Annotated in this window: 15 protein-coding genes; 4 read left to right on the top strand and 11 right to left on the bottom strand. The window is 44.8% G+C overall.

Going from position 1 to position 25791, the window contains the following annotated elements:
• Nucleotides 1-135 precede the first annotated feature (135 nt).
• From BMX56_RS10930 to BMX56_RS30505, 3 genes are all read right to left on the bottom strand, one after another.
• Nucleotides 136-849: an alpha/beta hydrolase gene (locus tag BMX56_RS10930; protein WP_090646262.1), complete on the bottom strand. Its 714-nt coding sequence runs from the start codon at nucleotides 847-849 to the stop codon at nucleotides 136-138.
• A gap of 883 nt (nucleotides 850-1732) precedes the next feature.
• On the bottom strand, nucleotides 1733-2173 hold the full coding sequence (locus BMX56_RS10935; RefSeq protein ID WP_090646265.1) for a hypothetical protein: 441 nt from the start codon (nucleotides 2171-2173) through the stop codon (nucleotides 1733-1735).
• Nucleotides 2170-2292, bottom strand: a complete 123-nt coding sequence (locus BMX56_RS30505; RefSeq protein WP_255369820.1) for a hypothetical protein — start codon at nucleotides 2290-2292, stop codon at nucleotides 2170-2172. Before BMX56_RS30505 ends, BMX56_RS10935 begins: the two co-directional genes overlap by 4 nt.
• Nucleotides 2293-2888: 596 nt before the next feature.
• Between BMX56_RS30505 and BMX56_RS10950 the strand changes: the two genes are divergently transcribed.
• The 4 genes from BMX56_RS10950 to BMX56_RS10965 are packed head-to-tail and all read left to right on the top strand — an operon-like array spanning nucleotide 2889 to nucleotide 11724.
• Nucleotides 2889-4871 carry an ATP-dependent nuclease gene (locus BMX56_RS10950; RefSeq protein ID WP_090646279.1) on the top strand — a complete coding sequence of 661 codons (1983 nt, stop codon included), beginning with the start codon at nucleotides 2889-2891 and terminating at the stop codon, nucleotides 4869-4871.
• An 8-nt stretch (nucleotides 4872-4879) separates the two neighbouring features.
• The gene (locus BMX56_RS10955) at nucleotides 4880-6748 is read left to right on the top strand and encodes a UvrD-helicase domain-containing protein (protein ID WP_090646283.1); all 1869 of its coding nucleotides are present in this window, start codon (nucleotides 4880-4882) and stop codon (nucleotides 6746-6748) included.
• Entirely contained in the window at nucleotides 6749-7993 is a 1245-nt protein-coding gene (locus BMX56_RS10960; RefSeq protein ID WP_090646287.1) for an exonuclease SbcCD subunit D, read from the top strand.
• Nucleotides 7990-11724, top strand: coding sequence for an AAA family ATPase (locus BMX56_RS10965; RefSeq protein WP_090646290.1), 3735 nt, complete (start codon nucleotides 7990-7992; stop codon nucleotides 11722-11724). Before BMX56_RS10960 ends, BMX56_RS10965 begins: the two co-directional genes overlap by 4 nt.
• Before the next feature lie 571 nt (nucleotides 11725-12295).
• Here BMX56_RS10965 and BMX56_RS10970 read toward each other — a convergent pair.
• From BMX56_RS10970 to BMX56_RS11005, 8 genes are all read right to left on the bottom strand, one after another.
• On the bottom strand, nucleotides 12296-15097 hold the full coding sequence (locus BMX56_RS10970) for a M16 family metallopeptidase (RefSeq protein ID WP_090646294.1): 2802 nt from the start codon (nucleotides 15095-15097) through the stop codon (nucleotides 12296-12298).
• 137 nt (nucleotides 15098-15234) lie between these two features.
• Nucleotides 15235-17523: a Gldg family protein gene (locus tag BMX56_RS10975; protein ID WP_090646298.1), complete on the bottom strand. Its 2289-nt coding sequence runs from the start codon at nucleotides 17521-17523 to the stop codon at nucleotides 15235-15237.
• 2 nt (nucleotides 17524-17525) lie between these two features.
• Nucleotides 17526-18458 (bottom strand): ABC transporter ATP-binding protein, encoded by a 933-nt coding sequence (locus tag BMX56_RS10980; RefSeq protein ID WP_090646302.1) that lies wholly within the window; start codon nucleotides 18456-18458, stop codon nucleotides 17526-17528.
• Nucleotides 18459-18520: 62 nt separating this feature from the next.
• The gene (locus BMX56_RS10985) at nucleotides 18521-19933 is read right to left on the bottom strand and encodes a RagB/SusD family nutrient uptake outer membrane protein (RefSeq protein WP_143065426.1); all 1413 of its coding nucleotides are present in this window, start codon (nucleotides 19931-19933) and stop codon (nucleotides 18521-18523) included.
• 10 nt (nucleotides 19934-19943) lie between these two features.
• Nucleotides 19944-23342 carry a SusC/RagA family TonB-linked outer membrane protein gene (locus BMX56_RS10990; protein ID WP_090646308.1) on the bottom strand — a complete coding sequence of 1133 codons (3399 nt, stop codon included), beginning with the start codon at nucleotides 23340-23342 and terminating at the stop codon, nucleotides 19944-19946.
• Nucleotides 23343-23432: 90 nt separating this feature from the next.
• Entirely contained in the window at nucleotides 23433-24416 is a 984-nt protein-coding gene (locus tag BMX56_RS10995) for a FecR family protein (RefSeq protein ID WP_090646312.1), read from the bottom strand.
• Nucleotides 24417-24531: 115 nt separating this feature from the next.
• Nucleotides 24532-25104, bottom strand: a complete 573-nt coding sequence (locus tag BMX56_RS11000) for an RNA polymerase sigma-70 factor (RefSeq protein WP_090646316.1) — start codon at nucleotides 25102-25104, stop codon at nucleotides 24532-24534.
• 185 nt (nucleotides 25105-25289) lie between these two features.
• Entirely contained in the window at nucleotides 25290-25787 is a 498-nt protein-coding gene (locus BMX56_RS11005) for a PPC domain-containing DNA-binding protein (protein WP_090646320.1), read from the bottom strand.
• Between the last annotated feature and the right edge of the window lie 4 nt (nucleotides 25788-25791).

Raw genomic sequence — 25791 nt, forward strand, 5'->3', positions numbered from 1 at the left:
ATGTACTAATATACTAATAATCAATATTTTAATCAATATTTCAAAGAACTTAATTCTAAAGCCACTGTTGGCTTGTTTAGTTGTGCAACAGTCACGGTTATAGCAAATGGGGATTGTGGGCGAATTGTTTTTTTTTTACTGTGCTGATATTGCTTTAGCAGCTTCAACAATAACAGATGCAACGATCCCGGGCTGCGACATGAAGATAACGTGACTGCCTTTAACTTCGGTTACTTGTGTATTCGACCGGCTATACATATTTCTTTGTATGTCCGGGTTAATGCTTTTATCTTCAGTAGCGATCAGGCCATAAGCAGGTTTGTGCCTCCAGGCAGCATCGGTGATGGGGCTTACAAAGCCTTTGGCATAAAAAGCACCCTGAGAAGCATACATAAACGCTGCTTCATCCGCATCGATATCTGCACAAAAGCCTGCATGATATTTATCTTTGTCATAGTATACAATTCCTTTCTCATCCGGAGGAAGCACGCCGTTCTCAGGTGCAGGCGGAGCAGTTTGTAACCATTGCAGGGCAGATTCGCCATTATCCGGCTGAAATGCTGCGATATAAACCAGGGCGGCAACATTTGGATGATTACCAGCTTCGGTGATCACAGCGCCACCCCATGAGTGTCCGGCAAGGATGGCTGGGCCACCGATCCTATCAAGAGCAACGTGTGTTGCCAAAACATCGTCTTCCAATGAGGTTAGCGGGTTTTGTACAACCGATACGTTATACCCTTTTTTAGTTAATTCGCTGTAAAGCGCTTTAAATCCTGAACCATCGGCGAATGCGCCATGTACCAATACTACATTTTTTACTGTTTGAGATTTTGCTTGAGTTTCCATTTTTTTAAGTTTTTAAGTTTTTAAGTTTTTTGTTTTTGTTGACGATACAAAGATGCGGTGAATACCTGCCCCGGGCTATTAGTGGAATTCCCGGTTAGTTGTGATTATTTCCCTTTTTTAAATTTTAAGATGCTTCTACCGTGAAATTGTCGAGGATTGCATAAATACAGTCAAGTCTGGGAAGCAGGATAGCCGGAATTTTGTATCAACAAAATGATATAAGGCAGAAAAAAACTATTCTGATCACCAGCGCGTCCTCCGGAATTGGGCGGGAACCCGCCAACTGTTCCAGCAAAAAGATTCGAATATTATCGCTACGACGAGCTCCCCCAAAAATGAACCGGAACTTAACCAATTGCCGAATACCCAGGTCGCACGGCTCGATGTGCAGAACCGATCATCTATTGCCGAGGCCATTGATGTGGGTTGACAGATGTAATTTCCCTTAAAATACTATCGAATTACAGGAGGCCAGAATCGGAATTTAGAGAAAAAATGGAGGACGCTATCTGCGAGCTGCATATGTTAAAGCAGAGTGTTAAAGAATCATAATGATTTTGGACTAACAAAACATTAACCACTTTTAATAAAAAAACCCATTTACATAGCGCAAATGGGGTTTAAAGGTGACCTTGCGACCGCAATTCTCGAACACCTTTATAGAGGATTTGAAGAAATTGGCATTTATGGCTAATTATGTTTAAGTACTGTACGACTTGAAATATTATTCGATGGAATTGGATGTTGATGCAGAGCTGACCAGGCTTTTAGTACTGGCCCTGAAGTTTTTTCGCATGCCTTTTTTATGGGTTGGGCGAGGTGCAAGCCTCAACATTATCCAGAGATATCTCTATCTCACGATATGTATTTGTGATAAGACTTATTAAATAAGATTCCAATTATCTCTTATTTCAATAGTGGCCATTTGGAGTCCGAGTTCACTGTTCTTGACATCCGCAATAGTGTAGATACGGCGGGCGGCCACATCGACTAGCATACAGCTTTTAGGTTGGAGATTTAAGCCCTTATTTTCAAAGAAGGTTTTTAGCACGTGAAGTTTAACCTCAGCCTCTTCTTTTTTTAATTTTTCCGATGAGAAGTTGAATTTTAAAAACCCAACTTGATCACCTAACTGGTCCGACAGCAGCATATCGGCTACGGCCCCAATCTTAACCCCATTCTTAGTAATAGCGCTCGTTCTTTGGCTAAGGTTGCTGTTAAGCGTATAATTATTTAAGATCGGCGTCAACAAAAACTCCATCGCAACAATACCATCCAAACCTTTTGCAGAGAATACCCTGTTTTTGTGGTCGTCTTTTTTCACAGGGTAGATAGGGCCTCTTTCTTCCAAACAGCCGACTGACGGCTGAACTCTTCGAAGTACAACTCGTACTGGTCTTTAAAGTTGCCCGAAAATAATTCGCAAACCAATTTTCTGGCCATTTCATAAAATCTTGGAATATAATCGGGCGGGTATTTACATCCCAATAAGATGCGTTTCTTGCCTTTTTCAGTCGCCACTATGTATCGCGAAATCATCGTCAAAGAGATCCTCGGTTCTTTGACCACCTTCTGTACCTTTACCTCGATTTCATCTGCCATCATAATAGTAAATATATAGAAAAACTAAATATTTTAGTAATTTATTTCAGCCAGTCCGAAATTGCTATAAAATTGATTTATTCGATTTGAGAAACTTAGTAGAGGGGAACCCGAGTTGGAGGAATATGCCATAGTTGCAATGAATACCATAATGAACCATTATAATAAGATTGAATTGTTATTTTCAGTATTTATTATATTTAACAAAATACTTCTATATTTAATAAACCTTATTATGATGAAACCATTGATTATTTCGTTTTTATTACCAATTTTTCGAAAAGCCTCCAGTATTTTAAATATAAGCCATCTTTTTTATCAGGCTGCCTCCACCTCTTTTTCAATAAAAGAATAAGAAAATGAAGAAAAAAATGTTCAGGTTATCTTCTGAATATTTTGACAATGTTCTTTGTTAAAATTTTAATTCCTGAAATAACATGTTTGTCAGTCAACTAAAAATAAAAGGTTTTCGCTCTTTCGGGAGCGAGACAACCATTTTCGTAAAAAAAGACCTTGCTGCGTTTATCGGCCTTAATAGTTCTGGTAAAACGTCTGCGTTAGATGCGCTGCGAAAGGTCTTCGGCACATCTAATGAACGGGATATTCGACTTGAAGATTTCCATATCAAGAAAGATGAGGATCCCGCGGAAATTGAGTCAAGAGAATTATCCATTGAAGTTAAAATAGACTTCGAAACAGAGGAAAAGGAAAATATTCCCCACTTTTTCAGCTATATGGTGGTGGATGAGGAGGGAGCCGACCCTTATCTGCGCATACGCCTCGAAGCCAACTGGCAAAAAATTGCCTATGAACCGGAAGGCAGTATCGATATTAAGACCTACTACATCAAGATCTCGGAAGATGACACAGGTGAAGAAATAAAGCAACTCGTACCATCGCACTTTAAAATGCTATTCCAAATATTGTACGTCCCGGCAATTCGCCGCCCAGCCGAACAATTGAAGTATGCATCAGGAAGCATTCTTTACCGCGTACTCAGGAAAATAAAGTATGAGGATGAGTTCAGGGAGAAATTCGACGAAACGATTGCGGGTATAAATGAGGATTTCCGGGAATTGCCTGAATTGATTACTGTGGAAAAGGCGATCAGAGGTTACTGGGAGAGATTTCATAAGGATGAACGCTATAAAGATACAGAACTCGGTTTTGGCGGAAGTGATTTCGATTCGATCCTTAAAAAAATAGAGATTTCCTTTAGCCCGACGCCAACCCACCGAAAGTTCAACATAGAGGACCTCGGTGAGGGATACAGGTCATTATTCTATTTGACTTTGGTCTGCGCATTACTGGAAATTGAAGAGAAATTTGCGGAAAAGGAAGACGAGGAGAGCATCGGCATCAACAGGCCCTTAATGACTATCCTGGCCATCGAGGAACCGGAAAATCACATTGCTCCTCAATTGCTGGGCCGGGTGGTAAGTATTCTGAAGGAGATTGCAAAAAGAGCCAATTGCCAGGTGGTTTTGTCCTCCCATACTCCTGCAATTGTCAAACGACTTGATCCGGAATCCATCCATCACTTCAGGATCACCGAAGAATTTGAAACTCAGGTTAGCGGCATCGTCCTGCCAAAAAAACTCGACGAGGCTTATAAATACATAAAGGAGGCTATTTATAATTATCCGGAAATATACTTTTCAAAGCTGGTGGTGATCGGTGAAGGAGATACCGAAGAGGTCGTGTTCAACAGGCTCATGGAAGTCCGTAACACGGACTTTGATGACAATATTATCACCTTTGCCCCGCTGGGCCACCGGTTCGTCAACCACATCTGGCGATTGCTCAAAGCACTGAATATTCCCTATCTGACATTGCTCGATCTCGATACGGAGCGGTACGGTGGGGCATGGGGGCGGGTAAAATATGCCCTCAACCAGTTGATCGAGAATGGAGTTGATAAAAATGAATTATTGAAGTTAAGTGATGGCAGTATTTTGAGCGATGAGGAACTTGAAAAAATGCATGAATGGACACTGGACACGAAAAAGCTAAGGGAAAACCTGGAATCCTGGGTTAACTTCCTGACTGAATACCGCGTTTACTTTTCTGCGCCGCTCGATCTGGACTTTTTGATGCTTGAACATTATACGGATTTTTATAAAAAAGCGATTCCCAAAGGCGGAGGACCGGAAATTCCGGACAAGGATGACGAACCGGACGAATTTGAAAAGAAAATAGAAACGGGTATCCACGCAACCTTAAAGTCGGACAGCGCCACCGCCGAAACCTATTCCGAAGATCAAAAAGAACTGATGATTTGGTATAACTACCACTTTTTAGGGCGGGGAAAACCGTCGACGCATATTCACGCCTTGTCCTTGATGACTAACCAGGACGTCCTTGATAATTTACCGCCGGTAATTGACACCATTTTTGATGAGATTCAATCACTGCTTTAATTGAAAAAATGATCAAAGCGATAAAAAAAGAAGATTGGGTTCCGGCGGATGGCTTCGAATTGGAGGACAATGCACTAACCGTGGTAAAATCTACCGGTAATTCGTTGGTTCTTGCAGGCCCTGGTGCCGGAAAAACGGAACTGTTGGCGCAAAGAGCGAGCTATTTGCTGCAAACGAATGCATGTACCTTCCCCGGAAAAATATTGGCGATCAGCTTTAAGCGGGACGCTGCATTTAACCTGCGGGAACGCGTAAAGCTGAGGTGTGGCGATGACCTGTCGCGCCGCTTTGATTCGATGACTTTCGATTCCTTTGCCAAACAAATTCTGGATAGGTTTAAAATGGCGTTGCCATCGGATTATAGCATTGATGCCGATTATGAAATATCGATGAAGGACACCGAAACGTTGAGTTACTACCAGCTGGCCGATCCCGACAACAATTACGACCAGCGCCAGCCCCTGGCGCTTGCTACCTTAAAAAAGCATACCGCATCAAGTCTGCCTCTACACGCGAAAGGCGCTGCAAACAGGCTGAGAAAGGAGGTGTGGAAAAGCATGCTGGCGGAAACACCGTCAAAGCTCAATTTTAAAATGATAATGCGGCTTGCCGAGTTAATTATCAACAAAAACCCCAAAATAAAGGCGTACCTGCAGCAAACTTACCAGTATGTTTTTTTGGACGAGTTCCAGGACGCGACTGACCTGCAATATGATTTTTTTAAGGCCTGTTTTTTGGGAAGCGATTCCATTTATACCGCGGTGGGCGACGACAAGCAAAGGATCATGCTTTGGGCGGGTGCACTCGATGCTGTGTTCGAAGATTTTATGAATGACACAGGGGCCGCCAAAGTTTCGCTAAAAATGAATTTCCGCTGTGCCCCCAGGCTGGTAAAGTTGCTGAACCATTTAACTGAACATCTTCTTGGCAAAGATGATTTTGCAACTCCTTCCAAAAAATGGGACCCGGATGCGGGGGAATGCTTTGTCTGGGTCTATAACAATCCGCAGGAAGAGATGCAGTCGCTCCTGGAAGAAGTAAAAAGCTGGGTGGATGCCGAAGGGCTGAATCTTCGTGACATTTGCATCCTGGTTAAACAGCAATTAGGAAGCTATGCCGGAGGCCTGATAAGGTATTTCAACGAACATGGTGTGAAAGCAAGAGACGAAAATGCTTTTCAAGATTTGCTGACACAGGAGATAACTCAATATATTGTGAGTGCGCTCTATTTGATTTTCGGCAAAAAACAGGCCGAATACAAAAAAACTGCGCTCTCTTTTCTGAGTAATATCCACACCGAATTTGAAGACGAACAACTGTTACGGCTGGAAAGCAGTTTTCATCAATTCATAAAAAAAGCAACAAAATCGTACGCCGCAAAGGAGATTACGGAAGACTTGTTGTCACGACTGATTGAGGAGATTGTTTCTTTTGCCGGAAGAGACAGGATAAAAGCCTTTTATCCTGCTTATAAGAATGTCAAATACCTCAACGATCTGATAAAAGACATTCTGGAGAAAATGGTCGAAAGCGGCGTTTACGCAAGCGACATGCCTGCTGCTCTAGATCAGTTGACGGGGAAAGACACTATTCCGGTAATGACGGTTCATAAAAGCAAAGGGCTTGAATACCATACCGTGATTTTTATCGGCCTCGAAGATGGCGCCTTCTGGAAGTTTCAGGACAATCCCGATGAGGATAAATGCACATTTTTTGTTGCGCTCTCGCGGGCAAAGCAACGTGTGGTCTTTACATTTTGCCATCAAAGGCCCGATAAAAACGGCAGGATGCGCAGCCAGTCAACCGAGAATATCGGCGAAATCCTTGCTACCCTCGAGAGTTCGAAAATTGTTACCATAGAAGAAAAAAATAAATAAATGAAATTCATCCATACCGGCGATTGGCATTTGGGGCAGCTGTTTTATGAATATGATCGTTCGTACGAGCATCTGTCTTTTTTAACTTTCCTGGAGGGAGTTATCAGAGACCGCCAGACAGATGTCTTACTCATAAGTGGCGATGTATTTGACCAGTCTAATCCTTCCGCCGCTTCGGTAAGAATGTTTTACACATTCCTCAACAAGGCAGTTAAAGCTAACCCTGAGATTCAGATTGTCATCATAGCAGGCAACCATGATTCGCCGTCCAGGCTTGAGTCGCCCAAGCCATTACTGGAATCGTCGAATATTCACATAGTGGGTTTGGTCGAAAAAGACGGTGAGGGCAATATTGATTATGAAAAACTCATCATTCCATTGAAAGGCAATAACGGGGAAACAGAAGTATTTTGTCTTGCTGTGCCTTTTTTGAGAATGGGTGAATATCCGGTCATTACAGAATGCAGCGACCCTTATGCGGAGGGTGTGTCAGAGGTTTATAAAAAGACCTACGAACTTGTCGTTGGTAAAAAGCATGCAGATCAATCGGTGGTAGCGATGGGGCATCTGTTCGCCGCGGGCGCACAGCAGTCGTCAGATGATGACCAGGAAAGGCCGATATTGGGCAATATCGAGTGCGTATCAGCGGCCGCGTTTCCAACCGGGTTGGCGTATGTGGCGTTGGGACATATACATAGGGCGCAAGTGATCGGTGGTCACGGCCACATCAGGTATTGCGGCACACCTGTGCCCATGTCATTCACAGAAAGTAATTACAGGCACCAGGTGCTTTCTTTTGAAATAAATAACCGGACGCTGGAAAATCTTGCTCCAATTGATGTCCCTGTCTCAATTCCGCTTCTTCGGATCCCGGCGGCGCATCAGCCGTTTCACGAAGTCATTTCTCTGATAAACGGGTCGCCGGACAGTGATGAAGATTTGGTAAATGCTCCTTACCTGGAAGTGCGGGTATTATTGGAAGGTCCCGAGCCGGGTTTGCGGTATAAGATTGAAAACGCACTTAAAGGTAAATATGCAAGATTGGCAAAAATCGATATCAAATATCTCCAGGCAGGGATCGAGGCGAAAACGCAGGAATTAGCGGGTAAAAAGCTTGAAGATATCCGGCCGGTCGAGGTATTTACAAGAGTATATGAAGCAAAGTATCATAGCCCGGTTCCCGAAATATTAGCGGGTCTTTTTAACGAGGTTCTGATAGAAGCGTCTTCGGAGGAGGAAAAATGAAAATCTTAGGTATAAGGATAAAAAACCTGGCATCTTTGGATGGCGAGACGGAAATCGATTTTACAGCCGAACCCTTATGTTCGGCAGGTATATTTGCCATCATCGGACCTACGGGATCGGGCAAATCGACCATTTTGGACGCCATCTGCCTTGCGCTCTACGGAAAAACGCCCCGGTATGTCCAGGCAAAAGAAAGCGGCATCGAGATAGACGATACAAAAAACAGCAAGATTTCACAGGGCGATGTCAGGGGAATACTTCGGGACGGTACAGGGGAGGGCTTTGCCGAAGTTCACTTCATTGGAATTGACGGATACCATTATAAGTCCTTGTGGCAGGTGAGGCGCGCAAATGGTAAAGTGGATGGGAAGCTTCAGAAGGATACGATAACACTGACCCGTTTGGATAACAATACCATTACATCTGGTCAGAAAAAAGATACTTTAGATATTATCGAGGACGTGGTAGGCCTTAGTTTCGAACAATTTACCAGGTCGGTTCTATTAGCGCAGGGTGATTTCACAGCATTTTTAAAGGCAAACAAAGAAGAGAAGGCTGCTCTGCTGGAAAAACTTACCGGTAATTTCATCTATACGCGAATATCGCAGCTCGTTTTTGAAAAGTGGCGAAAGGCTGAGCTGGAACTAAGGGAACTCAATATTAAAAAAGAAGGTGTCCAGATTCTTTCCGAAGAAGAGTTGGCGCTGATCGGCGGCCAGCAAAAGGAGCTTGACCTCCAAATCGTCGATTTGGAGAAATCAATCAAAGACCTGGAAGGCGAGAGAAACTGGCATGCCCGTTTAATTGAATTAACAAACCTGATCGGCACTGCCAAAAACGGCGTTGATTCCGCCATTGAAGCCAAAACCAATGCTGCCGGGCGTGTCACGAAACTATCGCATATTAATGCGATGCAGGCAAACAGGTCATCCAACGATGCGAGAGAACAGGCGTCGAATCAGTTGAATGAAAATCAGGTGCAGGCAGGCATAGTGTCGACAGAAATCACCGGCTTGACCGATGCCAGCTCCAGAAGCAAAAATCGTCTGCTTAATGAGGAAACCGCGCTGACGGATTTGAAAAGAAAAGTAAGCGATGCAGGGCCAATGTTTGAAAAAGCCCGCGGGCTTGACATAAAGATTGGCGAAAAACGTACTCAGGTAAATGATTGTGAAATTGAATTATCAGCGGCACGTTCCGAAATTGAAAAACATGATGAACAGTGTCTTCAGAAGGATGAAGAAGTAAAAAGCCTGAAAAACGTTATTCAGGACCTGGAACAATGGAAAGAAAAGAATAAACACCGGGAACTGTTAGTTTTGAACTTAAACCTCATTACTTCAAAACTGACCGATGCCGGCAGAACGCTTATCCAGCTTAACCAGGCAAAAAACAGCCGAAAAGCAACATCTCTAAAATTGGAGAAATTGCGTACAGATATTGAAAATTTGACTGACAGCATTCAGGCAGAAACCGAAACGCTTAATGCCAAACTGAAAACGATCAACGAGTATCAGCTAAAAATACAAGACACCGATATCAAAAGCTTGAGAAATGATAAACAGTCTGCTGACACTGGCATAACCCAAATTATTGAAACCGTCGCGCATTGGAAGCAGCTGTATCAGGCTCAACTCGATTTGAAAAGTTTATCAGACAGCCTGACATCGAATCAGGATGCTTTAACGAACAACAGGAATCTCGCACCTGCTGTAAAAGCGGAACTCGATGAAGCCAGGATCAGGCGGGATGCAGCCGCCCAAACTCTTGATAAGGCGAAGCTGAGAGTTGCTGAAAATGTTGAGCACTTAAGGGCGACTCTTGTTGACGGTGAACCATGCCCGGTTTGTGGCAGCATCGAGCATCCTGATAAGGGGCATTCTTCCGTATTGACTGCTTTGCTCAACGGTATAGAGGAAGATTTCCGCACTGCAGAAAGTCATTATGAGGCATGTGTTAAGAAAAATACTGATCTGCTTTCACAGATCGTCCATTTGGAAGCGGTTGTCAAAGCCGCTCAAAGTCAATTGACAGCAAGGTCTCAAAACATTGATCAGCTTTCGGAAAAGTGGAATTTATTTTCCGTTAAGCCGGAAATTGATACGGTTTCGAACGACCAAAAGGAAAACTGGCTTGATCAAAAGCTGGCAGGATTGAGAAGTAAGCAGAAAGGACTGGAAAATCAAATAAATGAGTTTGATAAGAATAAAGAACAGATAGAAAGAATTCAACTCGAGGTTGACAGGATAAAGAACTCGCTATCCGAATTTTGGAATCAACGTAAAGATAAAGAAGGTGATAGAAATACGCTAGTTTCAACCGATACACATCTCGAAACACTGGAAAAAAGTTGCGACACAGACCTTAACCAAATACATTCAGAGCTCGACCCTTATTTCGAAATAAGAGATTGGTTTGATACCTGGCAAAAAGATGCGGAAGGATTTGTAAAACAATTGAACGACTTTAGTGAATTGTGGGGCAAAAAAACTCACTCACTTGAAACAACCAAAAGACAGGAAGAGATCGCATCAGCGGCACTTTCCGCTTTGACCGCAAAATCCGGCGACCTGAGCGGTAAACTGGCGAAAGTGCAAAATATGTACTCCTTATTGGAAGCCGATCTTAAACGGTTTACAGAAGAGCGGAATAACATTTTCCAGGGCGAAAATATCGCTGTCGTACAAAAACGCTTCGACCAACAGATAACCGATAACGAAAAACGAATCGCAGACGCAAGAACCGAATCCCAGGAAGTGGAGGGTAATCTGATCAAAGCACAATCCCGGTTGTCAAACCTGGCTGCTGAAGCCGCCCGTCTTAAAACTCAGATTACGGAACATTCAGCAAAAATTACGAAGTGGCTTGATGATTATAACCTGAAACAGGAAATAAAGCTGTCGGAACAGGAACTGATTGAACTTTTGCAATTCGATCATCAGTGGATAGAAACGGAGCGGCGCGAAATAAAAATAATTGATGACGCGGTAACCAGGTGCCAGTCTGTGTTTGACGAACGAACCAATCAACTTGCACAGCACAACTCCGTACGGATTTCTGATAAGAATCTGCAGCAGATCACAGATTTGTTAAATGAAGCAAAAATTTCCTTTCAGGTAGCAAATACAAGTAAGACCGAGAACAACTTTAAAATACAGCACCATCAGATTAACCTGCTAATTATTGCCGGGTTACTATCGGAGATTGAGGGGAAAGCCATTATTTACGAAAATTGGAGCAAACTAAACGAAATTATCGGGTCGTCTGACGGTAAAAAATTCCGTCAAATGGCACAGGAATTTACGTTGGACGTTCTGTTGGGTTTCGCCAACATCCATATGCAGATGCTAAGCAAAAGGTATTTTATCAGGCGTATAGAAAATACTTTGGGCTTACAGGTGGTGGACAGGGATATGGGTGACGAAGTTAGGACAGTGTACTCACTTTCGGGCGGCGAATCCTTCCTGGTATCATTGGCATTGGCGCTTGGGCTCGCCGAACTTTCGTCAAGCAAGATGAATGTCGAATCGCTGTTTATCGATGAGGGATTTGGTACGCTGGACCCAACGATGTTAACGATCGCTATGGGCGCTCTGGAAGCTTTGCATAATCAGGGAAGGAAAGTCGGCGTAATTTCTCACGTCCAGGAGTTGATGGAACGTATCCCCGCACAAATCATAGTAAATAAGCTGGCAAGCGGCAAAAGTAAAATAGAAGTTTCTACCATTTAACCTGAAAAAGATACAGCTGGGTTTATGACGCCCAAGGCCGGAGTTGTCCTAATTGTTGTCCACCAGCAGTTTGGGTCGTCAGGATCAGGAGCTAGTCAGAAAGTAGGGGATAGCTTCAATCTATTGGCAACGACCTAACTTCATCCAAGTTGATGATATCGGTCGCAGTAAATCCAAAATTACCGACACCATTCAAAAATTTGGCTGTTATAATTCTCTGCAACATGCTAAGTCTGATTCCGAAATGGCAAGGACCGACTTCCTTAAGCTGTGAAGGTAGCTACGCGGTCTTTTTTACCGGGCAATGGTAATCGGAATAGCTCAAATTGTCGTAGCGGCGGTCATGTTAACCATTTGAATCAAAAAAGCACCCCCAGCTCCGGGAGGTGCGATTATTATTAACTGATCTTCATATAACGTTATGAAAAAAACGTAAGAACGATGGAGCAATATTCTGATTATCTTAATTAGAGATAGATGATGGTCTTCTCAGTTCAATCGTACAAATCAGCAGTGCGGCGCGCAACTGACGCGGCATCACGGAGATCCAACAGACTAGCATTCCCTGAGATTATGGTTTGGCTTGATTTTCGGGTAGTAATACCATTTGTATATAATTCTCTCCACTCAGGTATGTATTCGCGGCCGCTTTGATGCGTTCCGGTGTTACCGATTGCAGATCCGATTGATAAGTATCCAAAGAATGCAGATCGTCATTATTTGATTGCTGACTATTGAGGTATCTGAGCCACCAACGATTAGTTTGGCTTTCCGACTCCCGGGTTCGGATGCTTTCCGCCCGCCATTTGTCCACGTTGATCTGCGGCGGCCCCAGGCTCTTCATTTTACTGATCTCATCAAGGGTGGAAGCAATGAGCTTTTCTGTGTTCTGCGGCCCGCATCCAAATTCTACTCCGAACAGGTAACGGCCCTTCGGATATTTGAAAGTCTCTGCAAAAGTGCCGGGAGAATATACCCCGCTTTCATCTTCCCTTAACCTTTCGAGTAATCGAATTTCAAGACATTCCCTCAATGCATCGATGGTTGCCTTTTCGGCGGTACTATACTTGAAATTACCCGACCAATATAACTGTACGTTGGCTTTGGGCTCGCTGCCTTTATAGACTGTTTTTTCAATATTTCCCGTGGGTACGTCGATGCCCAAATCCCTGGCAGGGGCGCTATGTACGCTGGCCGGCAAGCTGCCAATATATTTCTCGAGCAGGGGTTTAAGCTGTTCTACATCAAAACTGCCCACAAAAGTAAAAACAAGGCCGGATACATCGCCAAAGCGCTCCCTATAAATCTCAAAAGAACGGTCTAAGCTGATCTGGTCAAGTTTAGCCAAAGTCGGACCTGTACGACGTATGCTGTGCATTCCCAATACAGCACTTACCGTATCCTTGAAAACGCTGGACGGATCGTTGGCCCGGTTTTGCAGTTGGGCCTTCGAGCGGGCAATGATGCCCTGAAACAGTTCCGTATCTTTTCTGGGTTCTGTATAATACGTATACAAAAGCTGTAACGCGGTTTCGAGGTCTTTAGGAGTTGCCGCTCCACTGACGCCCTGCATACGTTCGCTGATATAGGGCCTTATTACTAACTGTTTTCCTGAAAGAAATTTATCCAATTGAGTGGGATTATAATTCCCCGCTCCGAAAGAAGGAATGATTCCAGCCGCATTGGCTGCACTCTGGTAATCTGAATCCGGGTAAAGGGAAGTACCGCCGGGGGCAAAGGCAGTAAACAGCACCTCGTTGTCTTTATAGACGGTAGGTTTGAGCAATACTTTGACACCGTTACTCAGGGTGAGCAGCGTTGTACCTAATTTATCGTCCTTAGCTGCGCCGGTTATTTTTCCATTTGCGGGACTTACGGTCATCAAAGGCAGACTGCTTACTTCATCTTTGTAAGGTTCCAGCTTTTCATCTTCCACAGCTTTTATCCAGCTGTTCACCGTTGTCTCATCCGGCAGGGTATCTTTGTCCTTTTCGGGAGCCATCAGCAGAATATCTCGGTCAGTACGGGTAATGTATTCAACTGACAAGGCGTTGACCTCGCTGAGTGCGATTCCGGGCAGATCCTTTCTGACCATCTCATATTCATATTGGATACCGGGTGCCGCGGTCCCTTTTAAAAAATAAGCGAGATATTCCTGTACATAACTTTCTGAATTGGTCTTGTTTTTTTCGTTAAGCGCAGACTCCATATTGTTCAGGTAACTTTGTTTCGCCCTGTCGAGCTCAGTGGTGGTAAAGCCAAATCGCTTGAGCCGTTCAGTTTCACGCCAAACCGCTTTAAATCCTTTTTCCAGTTCACCGGGCCTTGCGACAACACTGACATCAAAATTATCCAGGTCAGCGATAAAACTGCTGATTCCCGCACTGCCGCGGACAAACGGAGGGTTAGCCTGGCGGGTCAGTTCCGCATAACGTTCAATGAGCATCTGGTTGTAAAGTTCGCGGACAACAGACTTACGATATTCGGAAGCGGTATGTACAGGGAGCATCGGTCGCTTGATCAGCACCTCTGCTACGGTGGCCGTCATTTCCTTATCTGTCACAGAGATGAATTGATTCTTCCCGGTTAGCGCTACACCATACTTCGTGCGTGTTTTCTCATGCAGGGGATTTTTCAGGCTGCTGAACTGCCATTTGATGGTTTGCTCCATCCGGTTCACGTCGATGTCACCCACTACGATCAGCGCCTGCAGGTCAGGACGGTACCAGTCGTGATAGAATCTCCTGATGGCTTCGGGTTTAAAATTGTTCAGTACTTCATCTGTACCAATGGGAATCCGTACCGCGTACCTGGAGTTATTCAGGATTTGCGGCCAGTATTGCCTGCGCATACGTTCCTGTGCGCCCTTGCCCAGGCGTTTTTCTTCCAGTACCACCCCGCGTTCTTTATTGATCTCAACCGGATCCAGCGAGGCTTCCTGTGCCCAGTCCCGCATGATGGCGATCCCTTTTTGCAGGAGTTCCGGGTTATCGGTCGGCAGCGGCAGCTGGTAGACGGTTTCATCAAAACTCGTATAAGCGTTCAGGTCTGCCCCGAATCGTACACCGCTTTTTTGCAGGTAATTTACCAGTTCGTTTTTGGGAAAATGCCTGGTGCCATTAAAACTCATATGTTCCATGAAGTGCGCCAATCCACGCTGGTCTTCAGATTCCAGCACCGAACCCACTTTGTTGGCGAGGTAAAAGACGACGCGCTTTTTAGGTTCTTCGTTGTGCCGGATGTAATAGATAAAGCCATTGGCAAGTTTGCCTGTACGTACAGCGGGATCAAGCGGCAGTGGTTTTTGCTGCGCTATTGCTGCCGAGGACAGGATTAATATTCCAGCGAAAAAGGACAATTTGGGAATTTGCATATTGATTGATTATAATTCATTTTAAAAAGGCCGGGTAGACGGCACTATAGTTGGTTTGAAGTTCGAAACGGGTTTACCGACCTTGCCGACCGGATGGTTACTTAAAACGGCACACGATGTAAACTTTCTGTAAAAGTCTATCGCCTTTTTCTGGCAATTAAGGTCCAAGAAACTGAAAGGGCGATAAGCGAAGGCAGAATGCCCATCCATGCCCAGCGTATCCAGGTTAACTGAGTGCTATTCATCAGAATGCGGTTATCCTGAGGCTCGGGACGGGTGGTATCAATGGGAAACTCGCCATCACTGAACCACTTGAACAATTCCGTTACGAAAGCGAAATTGATTGACCGGGGAGTTCTTCTCCTTGATTCGGCATTATTCATAAAATCGGCATCAGCGATAACAAAAATGCGCTGTTCGCCGCGGGGGATTGCCCGGCGAAGGGCCAGGGCTACCGGGTAAGATTTTTTGTCTTCATTCTTTCGGACATCTGTCAATTCTTTTGTTTTATCGACCCGGAGATCTGGGTTCAACCAGGTATTGGCCGCCTGTGTTACCAGAATTGGTAATTCCCGGAAAGGCGAATTAGGAAGAACTTTTAGAGGAGCCACCGTCGGCGTGGTCACAAAAGCGCTGTCTTTATTTAAATACTCAGCGTTGCCTGCAATTTGCAGCCAGTTTTTTGTAGCCAGCCCGCTTAATACGAAGGAAGGCTCAAAGTTCCGGCTCTTTTGCACGAGCATACCGTCTCCCATTTCAACACCTGCTAAACTCAAAACAGGATTTAAGATAGCCTGACTACCTGGTTCACCCGCGATCAGCAGGTTTCCGCCCTCATTGATATAGCCCGCAAGATTTGTTAATTCCCCGGGCGTATACGCTGTCAGCGGGTCAGCGATCACCAGTACATCCACTTGCTTACGCAGCCCGGGGCCGGCAAGACTGACAGAGCGGATATCGAAACCTTGATTCAGCAAAGAGTAGCGAAAGGCTATTTCATTGGTGGACACTTCGTAATCGTTGTCCCCGGTCCTGGTGATATCCCGTTCGCGATGTCCCGTGGCAAAACCTACTTTCGGGGATTCTGTTATCAGTTTTTTCAATGCGGCAGATGTCTCTTTCTCTGACGGATATTTCATAATATCATCAAACATGCGGAGAAACACTTTCTTACCTTTATACGAAAGTGTCCGGACTAACCTGTTTCGCTCGGGCTTGAGATCAATGATCCTTCTGATCTGTTCCGGTCGCTGAAACTTATCGAAATCCATCCCGTTAATTTTTGCCATTTTTCTGGCCAATTGTTCATCAGTTAATCCTGGATTCTCCTTGTACAGGCGCTCGTTTTCAGAATGATCCCAGTAATAAACATAATCCATTCGCATATAGGGCATAAACCTGAAATACTTATCAAAGGACTTCTTATCATTGTTCTGAAATATGGGCATTCCCATAAAATAATTTTCATCCAAAAGGTTCACATAAGTGGTCATGACGACAGGTTCATTAATCTTTGCAATCACGTCCCTGCTTGGTTTTGTTAATGTACGGGTTTGATCCGCCGTCATATCTATATAAAAAATATACTGAGGTAGCGAGCCGATATAGCCGATCAGCAGCATCAAGGCAATTAAACCGGTATAGCCTCCGGCTTTGAGCGACAAAGAAATGGTTCTGCGCTCAAATTGCAGCTTCAGAAACGTCAGACCGAGAAACATGGTAATGACGATCAGGAAGTACAGGACATCGTTGCTTCCTAAAAGCCCGTTGATGGATTCTTCCGCGCGCCCGGAAATAGAAAGGAAGTAAGTAATATCCCTGACAAATTCAATATCCTGCCACAGGCCGCCAATAAAATTTAAGACAGCCAGAACAACCAGTGTACTGATGGCTGCCACCACCTGGTAACTTGTTAAGCTGGACATAAAGAGGCCTACTGCTGAATAGGCACATATAAGGAGATACAGTCCGATGATGCCGGAAAGAATAAAAGTAAAATCAACGTCCTTGATCGTATAGATAGATAACACACCCAGCCCCAGCAATATACACATCAGAAGAAAACAGTAGGTGATCATCGCCAGGTACTTCCCGGCAACAATGTCGAAAACCCTGATCGGCGAAGAATATAATAGTTTAATGGATCCGCTATGCGTCTCCCTGCTGATCAGGCCCATCGTCAGCAGTGGGATATACAGGTATAGGTATTCCTGCATTTTTGGAAACAAACTTTTGAAACCTGCAAAAACATTATCGGTCAGGCCGCTAAGGTTCATTCCCATTTGCTGAGCTTGTTCCAGCCGTTCCAGGGTGGACATATATCCCCAGCCGGACTGGATGATAAATACCAGTAATACGATCCATGCTACCGGCGAATAGAATAAAAGGCTCAGTTCGATCCGGGCAATCCTTAAAATGTTTTTCATGCTTAATTCTTAGATGTTTTGGTTGATAATTGGGCAAAGATTTGATCGAGGGAGCTTTTCTCCAGCGTGATCTCGCGCATGCGCCAATCCTGGTCGATACTCCGCCGGATAAGATGTTCACAGATTTCCGGCCCCCCAGTAAAATGAATCCGGAATCTGGTATCGCTCAATACCTCTACACTTTTTACCGCATCAATATGTTCCAGCAGTTCGAAGGGTGGGGGATTCTGAAGCGTGATAACCAGGCTATCCGGTTCTATGTAGTTGTTGAAGGCTTCCATGCTGTCAGAAAAAACCATTCTCCCGTTCTCGATCATCTTGACATTGCTGCAGGTAGCCTGTATTTCTGAAAGGATATGGGATGAGAATATAACCGCTTTTTCTTCACCTACAGCTTTAATCAGTTTACGTACCTCTGTGATCTGGTTGGGGTCAAGCCCGTTTGTGGGTTCATCCAGCACGACGAGCCGCGGTTCATGAATGATGGCTTGTGCAATCCCCACCCGTTGCTTGTAGCCTCCTGACAAATTGGCGATCAGCCGGTTTTTAAAATGCGAAACACCGCACTTTTCCATCGCTTTGTCGACAGCATAAGGCACATCTTTTTTGGAAATCAACCGGAGATAGGCGCATTGGGTGAGGTATTCCTTCACCGTAAGCTCCATATAAAGGGGGGCATTTTGCGGCAGGAATCCGATTAGTTTTTTGGCCGCTATAGGGTTGTCCTGCATGGTAAAACCACCGACCTCGACTATGCCTTCTGTCTGGTTAAGTACACCGCACATGATGTTCATCGTGGTAGATTTACCTGCGCCGTTAGAGCCTAATAAGCCCAGTACGCCATGCTCACTGATTTCAAAACTAATGTCGCGGATAGCCCATGAGGTTCCGTACCGGTGCGACAGCCCGATCAGTCTTACTATATTGTTGTCCATTAATTTAAGTTTGAGGCTGATGTCCCGCGCCAAAATGGCGCGGGATACCAAACCATGTTCATCTATCTGTATCCTTGATTTTGTGTAAGGTTCGGATTAGCATCAATAGCCGTTTGCGGTATAGGGAATAATTGAGCGAAGGATTGCCAGGTAGGTTTGGCGGCGCTAAGTACCGCATTGATCCGTCCGGTTCTTTTTAAGCTCAGCCAGCGGTCGCCGCGCTCGCAGAATAACTCTATTCTTCGTTCATGCTCGATAGCTAAATTTAAGTTTATACCGGTTGTGAGCGCGGGAAGCCCGGCACGGTTACGGATTATATTGACATCCGTTAAGGCTGCCGTGGTATTACCAAGGCCTGTATTCGCTTCTGCCCGCAGCAGATACATTTCAGCGAGGCGGATAACTGTCGGGGCCTCGTTTCTTCCGGATGCGACAGCATCATCATTATCAGAGTTCTCATACTTAAATGCTTCCGATGCGTTCACGCCATCCAGGGTTACGTCACGCACCCAGGCGGATCGGCGCAGGTCACCTGGTTCAAATGAATTTAACAGTGCATCAGTTAAGGTATAGGGTAAGGCGAATGTATAAATGCCGCTGACAAACTCCTGTCCCTCATTGGTGTAACCAGAGGTTTCGTTAAGCGCCGAACCCAGTTGGAAGATCGCCTCCCTGGAACCTGCAAGAAAAACGTTCCTAAGCTGGCTTCCGGGCAATAATCCGTACAGATCCGTATGGTTAATTACTTCCGTTGCATTACTCACGGCGCCTTGCGCGTTGCCCGTAGCCAGATAGGCCCGGGCCAGCAAGGCAGTCGCGGCGCTCCGGTTGACCTGGGAACGGCCGCTGACGCCGGAATTGGAGATATACGCTTCGCTCAAACCCGCTTTTGCCTCGGTTAAATCCTGTATGATCTGTGTATAAACGGCAGCAGCGGAACTCCTGGGTAGCAGGGCTGTCACGTTTACGTTGGTGCTGACCACCAGCGGAACATCACCGAAATGACTGACGAGCTGCATGTAACAATAAGCGCGCATAGCCAGCGCTTCGGAACGCATTTGCCTCGCGGCAGTTTCTCCTACAGCAGTATTGTTTGTCAATCGTTCGATAATGCTGTTGAAACTGTAGATCGATGTATAAGAATCTGTCCATATATCTGACGTGTAGCTGCTGCTTTGTGGCTCGTAGGTATTGTTTTCCAATGCGGCGTACCGGGCCGAACCGGAAAGAGAGTGTAATTCATCGGCGGCCAGGGCATCGGCGAGAGTTAAGTTCAAACTATAACTTTGCGATCCTGATAATTGACTATATGCCCCCGACAAGGCTCCTCTTGCCGATTCTACCGAGTTGAAAATTATTTCAGAGGGAAGTTCATTCTTGGGAGGTTTGATGTCCAGTAATTTTTGACAGCCCGTGCTAATGAAAATAAGAAAGGCTAAACCGGCTGACTTAATAAGTTTTGATATATTAATCATGGCAGTTAAATTAAAAGGTAAATTGAATAACACCGACGATAGTCCTCAACGGTGGGACGTTTAAACCCTGAGACTCCGGATCAAACCCCAGGTAATTGGTAACAGTGAACAGATTTTGTCCCTGTAACTGCAGTCTGAGCTTCTGCAGCTTCATCCGTTTTACCCAGTCGCCTGTAAAATCATAAGCGACGTTGATATTCTTCAGCCTGACAAAGGAAGCATCCGTAAGTATTGCATCGGATGAAACATAATTGGAATATGCGTTATAGGCATTATTATAGGTACTGGTGATCTGCGGCTGGCCCGGCAAGCCCGCATTGATGTATTGAAGAACAGGCTTTGCTGCTCCGTTATACATCATTCCCGGAGGATAAAATGACTGGGATAAAACCGATCTTCCCTTTTGTTTAACAAACTGGAACAGGAAGTCCAGTGTAATGTTCTTGTAAATGAACGTATTGGAAAGCCCTCCGTAGTAATTAGGCTGTGTATATCCCGCGAAATACCGGTCCCCGCGTCCGGTTTCGGCAAAGCCGAAGTTGATGGTTCCGTTCCCGTTCAGGTCTGCAAAAGTTGGCAGGCCTGTTTGCGGGCTGAAGCCGGTATATTTAAACAGGTAAACGCTGCTGAGCGGTCTTCCGACAACATAGCGGGAGTAATAGGACGTGTTTTGAATATTGGGAAAGGACAGTAACTTATTCCGGTTGAACGAGATATTAAATTCACTGCTCCACCGGAACGACGAGCTTTTAATATTCTGAGAAGATAAAGTAAACTCCCAGCCCTTATTCTCCACATTGGCCGGCATATTGGCCTGATAACTGGAAAACCCTGCCTGTATGCTGAGCGGATAGGACACAAGCTGATTGCCGGTACGGTTTCGATAGAAAGCGGCGGTAAAGGAAAGTTTATCTTTCAGAAACGACAGATCTATCGCCGCTTCCAGTTTCCTGGTTTGCTCCCAGCGGTAGGTGGGATTGGCAATACGGGACGGCACCAGGCCGGTCGCACCATTATATACATATGGTACGGAGACGTAGGAGTCCAGAAATTGATAATCACCGATCTGGTCACTGCCGACAACACCATAGCTTGCCCTTAGTTTCCCAAAGCTGATCAAAGGGAATGCTTTCGCAAATTTCTCTTCCGTAAATACCCATGCCGCGCCTGCTGATCCGAAATTTCCGAAGCGGGAATCCGGTCCGAAGCGGGAGGACCCATCCCTTCTGAAATTCAGGTTCAGAATATATTTTTGTTCCCAGTTATAGTTTACACGCCCGAAAACAGAGACGTATTTATATTGACTGGACCCGCTGCTGGTGCTCACATTTTGTGCGGAAGCCAGGTTTTCCAGTAAATCATCCGAAGGAAAATCAGTTGCAAGCGTGTAATAAGGTGTTCTGGAGCTTTGGTATTGCCAGGTTCCCCCAAGTAAAGTGCTTAATTCCCCCATTGATATCTTTGTTGAGTAGGTAAGCTGTGGTTCAATAATGTAATTATTGCTTACGTTGTAGGCAAACATGCTCCCCGACACATTATAACTGATGCCCGGATCCATTGATGATTTTGGCGATAATCGTTTTTGATCCATATCTGACCGGCTGAATCCGAGAGAGGTTTTGAAGGTCAGGCCTTTGACCATATGGTAAGCAAGTGTCATATTACTGATCAGGTTACTGCCTTTGTTGGATTGCACCTGATTGAGCTGGCCCAGCGGATTGCGCGGAACACCGTAGGCGACACCGCTCCAGTAAAGACTGCCGTCGGGATTATGCAGCGGGAAATTTGGCGGAAGGTAATAAGCTGCAGAAGTTTGATCCAGAACCGAGATGTCATTTTCATCCGCGCTATAAATAGCAGATAAGTTAACTTCAAATTTTTGATCAAAGGATTTATGACCAAGGTTGAAATTAAGGGAACTGCGTTTATATCCCTGATCCGGGGTAAAGACGTTGCCCTCCAGGTGATGTGTTCCGCTAATACGGAAATTGGTCAGCGCGTCCCCGCCGCTTAGTGCGACGTTCGCATCTGTCGTATGTGCCGTGTTGCCGATCAGGAGTTTCTGAAAATCAGTATAAGCATTTTGATCCCACCGTGTTAAATCAAATGCGGCATCCGTAGCAGGGTCAATACCTGTATTCGCGTAGGCTTTTCGCCTTATCGCCAGATATTCCGGGGTGGAAAGGGTTTTAACAAAATGGTTGACCTTCGACACCCCGTGTTTAACAAGTCCTTCGACGCGTGTATCGCCTTGTTTACCTTTTTTTGTAGTGATCAGTACAACTCCGTTTGACCCCCTCGATCCGTATATGGCCGTGGCATCAGCATCCTTCAGTACCGTGATGTTCTCGATGTCTGCAGGATTGATGCTGTTAAGCGGGCTGGTCGCGCCGTTGGCGGCATCCATCGAAGATATCGCATCGGCGAGATAAGGGACACCATCCACGATAAAAAGCGGATTATTGCTGCCTGCCAGGGAGTTTGTTCCCCTTATCGTAAATGTCATCGGGCTGCCGGGTAAACCATTACCCTGCGAAACGTAAACGCCGGCCATTCTGCCCTGAATGGCTGAGGCGGGATTGGTTGCAGGCGTATTCATCAGATTTTGTGCTGAAATCTCAGCCTGTGATCCGGTACTTGTTCTCCTGGTAGCAGTGCCGTATCCAATGACCTGAACTTCGTCCAGCCTGGCCGGGTCCGGTTCCAGCAAAAAGACCATTTCCTGGTTCCTGGTAGCCTTTCGTTCAGCGGTTTTATAACCTATAAAGGTGAAAATCAGGATGGATTCGTCATTGGGGATTCCGATATTGAAAACTCCGTGGCTATCGGTCTGAGCACCGTTTGCTGCATTGTTAAGATGAATGGTAACACCCGGCATCGGCTCGCCGTTTTCATCTTTAACCACACCTGATTGTACAAATCCCGTTAAGGAAGGCTGCCGGGCACCGGTAGCAGGTGGCCCGGTCGGAAGCGGCAGGGGCCTGCTGCTTTTCAGTACAATAAACTGGTCATCTATGATCTCGTAGTTAATACCATACTTGTCGCGTATCCAGTTAAGGACTGCTGAAAGGCGCTGACCGGTAAATGACTGATTAAGTATTATTTTTTTATCAAGTAGCTTGTCATTATAAACGAACTTGGTATGGCTCTGCTTTTCGAGCAGCTTGATGCCGTTTTCGAGCGAAACGTTATTAAAAGCAATCGTAATGATCTTTTCCGCGGAAGATTGTGCAACCGCGGGGCAGGAGAGCATGATGAATACAGCAAGTAAAAAGAACTGTGCCGGGCGGCCATTGAAAAGTGCCCTTTTAATATTCAACGCAATGGATGCTGCTTTACCCGAATGTTGTTTGTGAATGAGCCGTTTGGATAAGGCACAGAAAGGCCATGTCAAATCTTTTTTATACATTTGTTAGGTTTGAATTTTGAGATTAAAAAAATTAGGAACCAATTGACGGGGGTGTTGGAAGCACCTCCGTTTTAATTTAGTAAAGACTATCTATTCATCGAAACAGCCTCCCCCTGTTAACTGAATTTTGTTATCATGAACTTTATAGGTGGCATTAATTGACCCGCAAAGGAGCCTGAGTGATTGTTCCAGAGATTGATTAGTAAGATCGGCCGTTATTTTGCAGGACTTATACTCTCCGGTATATCCTTCAAAATGAACATCAAACTTTTGTTCAAAACGACGCATTATTTCCTCAAATGGCGTTTTCTCAAAGGCCATATCATACTGCGTTCCCGCCGTAATGGACTGAATGCTTTCTTTTTTCACCCGGCTGTCAATACTTTCTACCTTCCCCACTTCGGCCTTGAATGTTTGGTTGGCCGACACAAAAACCACCTTGCTGTCCTGCCCTGATATTCTTCTTAAGACACCAACTTTCCCCGTAAGGACGGCAATGTCAAAATCCCGGTCGGCGGTTCCTGTTTTCAGGTTAAAGCTGGTTCCTAATACGGTAGTTAAGTAGTTTCCGGACCTTACCACGAATGGCCAGCGCGCATCGTGTCTGATTTCAAAAAGCGCCTCACCGGTAAGCGACACCTCCCTGTTGTTTTTTCCAAAAGTTTCCGGGTACGTTAGCTTACTTTTTCCCTTTAGCCATACAACACTGCTATCTGGTAAAATGACCCTCCGAATATCCCCGGTACTTACTACCTGCTGATTTGCAGATGGTGCGGCTGCTTTATTAAAATATTGATAGGCCAGGAATGCCATACCAAAGAACAATAGCACAGCTGCAGCTGTTTTTAGCCATATCGGAAACTGTCTGACCGTGCTTTTCTCTTCATTACCCAGCTCTTTACTGATCCTTTTAAACAGCAGTGCTTTCAATCGCTGTTCATCAGTACCTTCCAGTTCCAGAAATTCAGGTAGAGGGGCGTCATACCAGTTCCTTAATTCAATTTTTTCCGCCTCAGTTAAACTGCCTTTTTTCCATTTAAGGCTTAGATATTTGATATTTTCAGGAACATCCATAGCTGTAGCATCAATTTACTAATACTATAGCCTGTGTTTTTCAGAATAACACGTACGCGACATGAAAAAAAAGTTAAGTTTTTGTTGCTTTTTTTTAGAAATCGAAAGATTAAGTTTAAAAAAGCAGAAAGTTTATATTTTTTAATGCCTGCCTGAGCGTTTTAATGGCTTTGCTTATTTGTGTTTCCACAGTTCGGTGCGACAAATTGAGTTCATCGGCAATTTCCCTCGAACTCAAGCCTTCATTTCGGCTCATTTTAAATATCAGCTGACATTTCTCCGGGAGGTTATCGATTATTTCATTCACCTGTTGCTGGAGTTCTTTCATTTCCAGTGAATAAAATCCTTCTCCCTGGACTAAAACCTGCAGGTGATCTGTTTCATCGATGGAAAGGTGGTTTTTTCGGTATAATTGTTTGGCTAAAAAATCGAGTATTTCATAGCGCAGTGCGGCAAAAATATAAGTCTTAAACGAAAATTGAAGGGTTATACGTGCTCTCCGCCGCCATAATTTTATAAAAAGCTCCTGAACCACTTCTTCAGCGTCCTCCTGGCTCTTTAGCCGGTCAAAGGCTTTTGCGAGCATTGGGGTTAAATAGCGGTCATACAATTCGCCAAATGCAGGGAAATCACCATCTTTTAACAGGGCGATCAATTCTTCATCGGACGAGGCGCTTATTTTTTTCATCAGGGGTTTTCCGAAAACCTTCTAAGATAAAAAACAATATTTAATCCTGAAGTTTATTAGCTGTATTGCTTTACAGTTTGACTGTTCAGGCAACGTTTTTAGCATTTTCCCGAATTTTTAATTACTGCCTCGGGTATGAATTCAGTCGCGTTTGTTTCTATATAATGGATCAAATTTTGTTACCATTATAAATCGGGATCAATCATCGTTGCATTAAATTCGGAATTCAATTTTTTATTCAAAGCTGTGGGCTCTACCGTAACTATAACCTCTACAGTCGGCCCTACGATCATTGCCAATAAGTGTCCCCCTTTTACCGAGCCGCCTCTTTCTGAAGCTGTCGCATGCGCATGGGCGACTGGTCTGCCCTCATACCATGTGATGTTACCCATCAATGAGGTAACTTCTGCAATTCCGACCGGAATTACCTGGTACTCCAGTCTTTCGAAATCAAACCAGCCTAGCTCCACGCTGAAGGCGCTTCCTATTCCTTCGAAATGGGCGCTTTTGACATCATAAGTTAAAGCAAATTCTGTCAAACCGGATACTACCTCATCTCCTTTATAAAAAATCAAAATATAAGTCTGAACATCTCCAACTGTACTCAACAACTTAACTTTCATATTCGGAGCCTTCCCAGGTTCAGCGTGCGTAGCCGCAGAACGATATTCTTCTTGTTTCATAATT

The sequence above is a fragment of the Mucilaginibacter sp. OK283 genome (assembly GCF_900110415.1).
Classification (GTDB): domain Bacteria; phylum Bacteroidota; class Bacteroidia; order Sphingobacteriales; family Sphingobacteriaceae; genus Mucilaginibacter.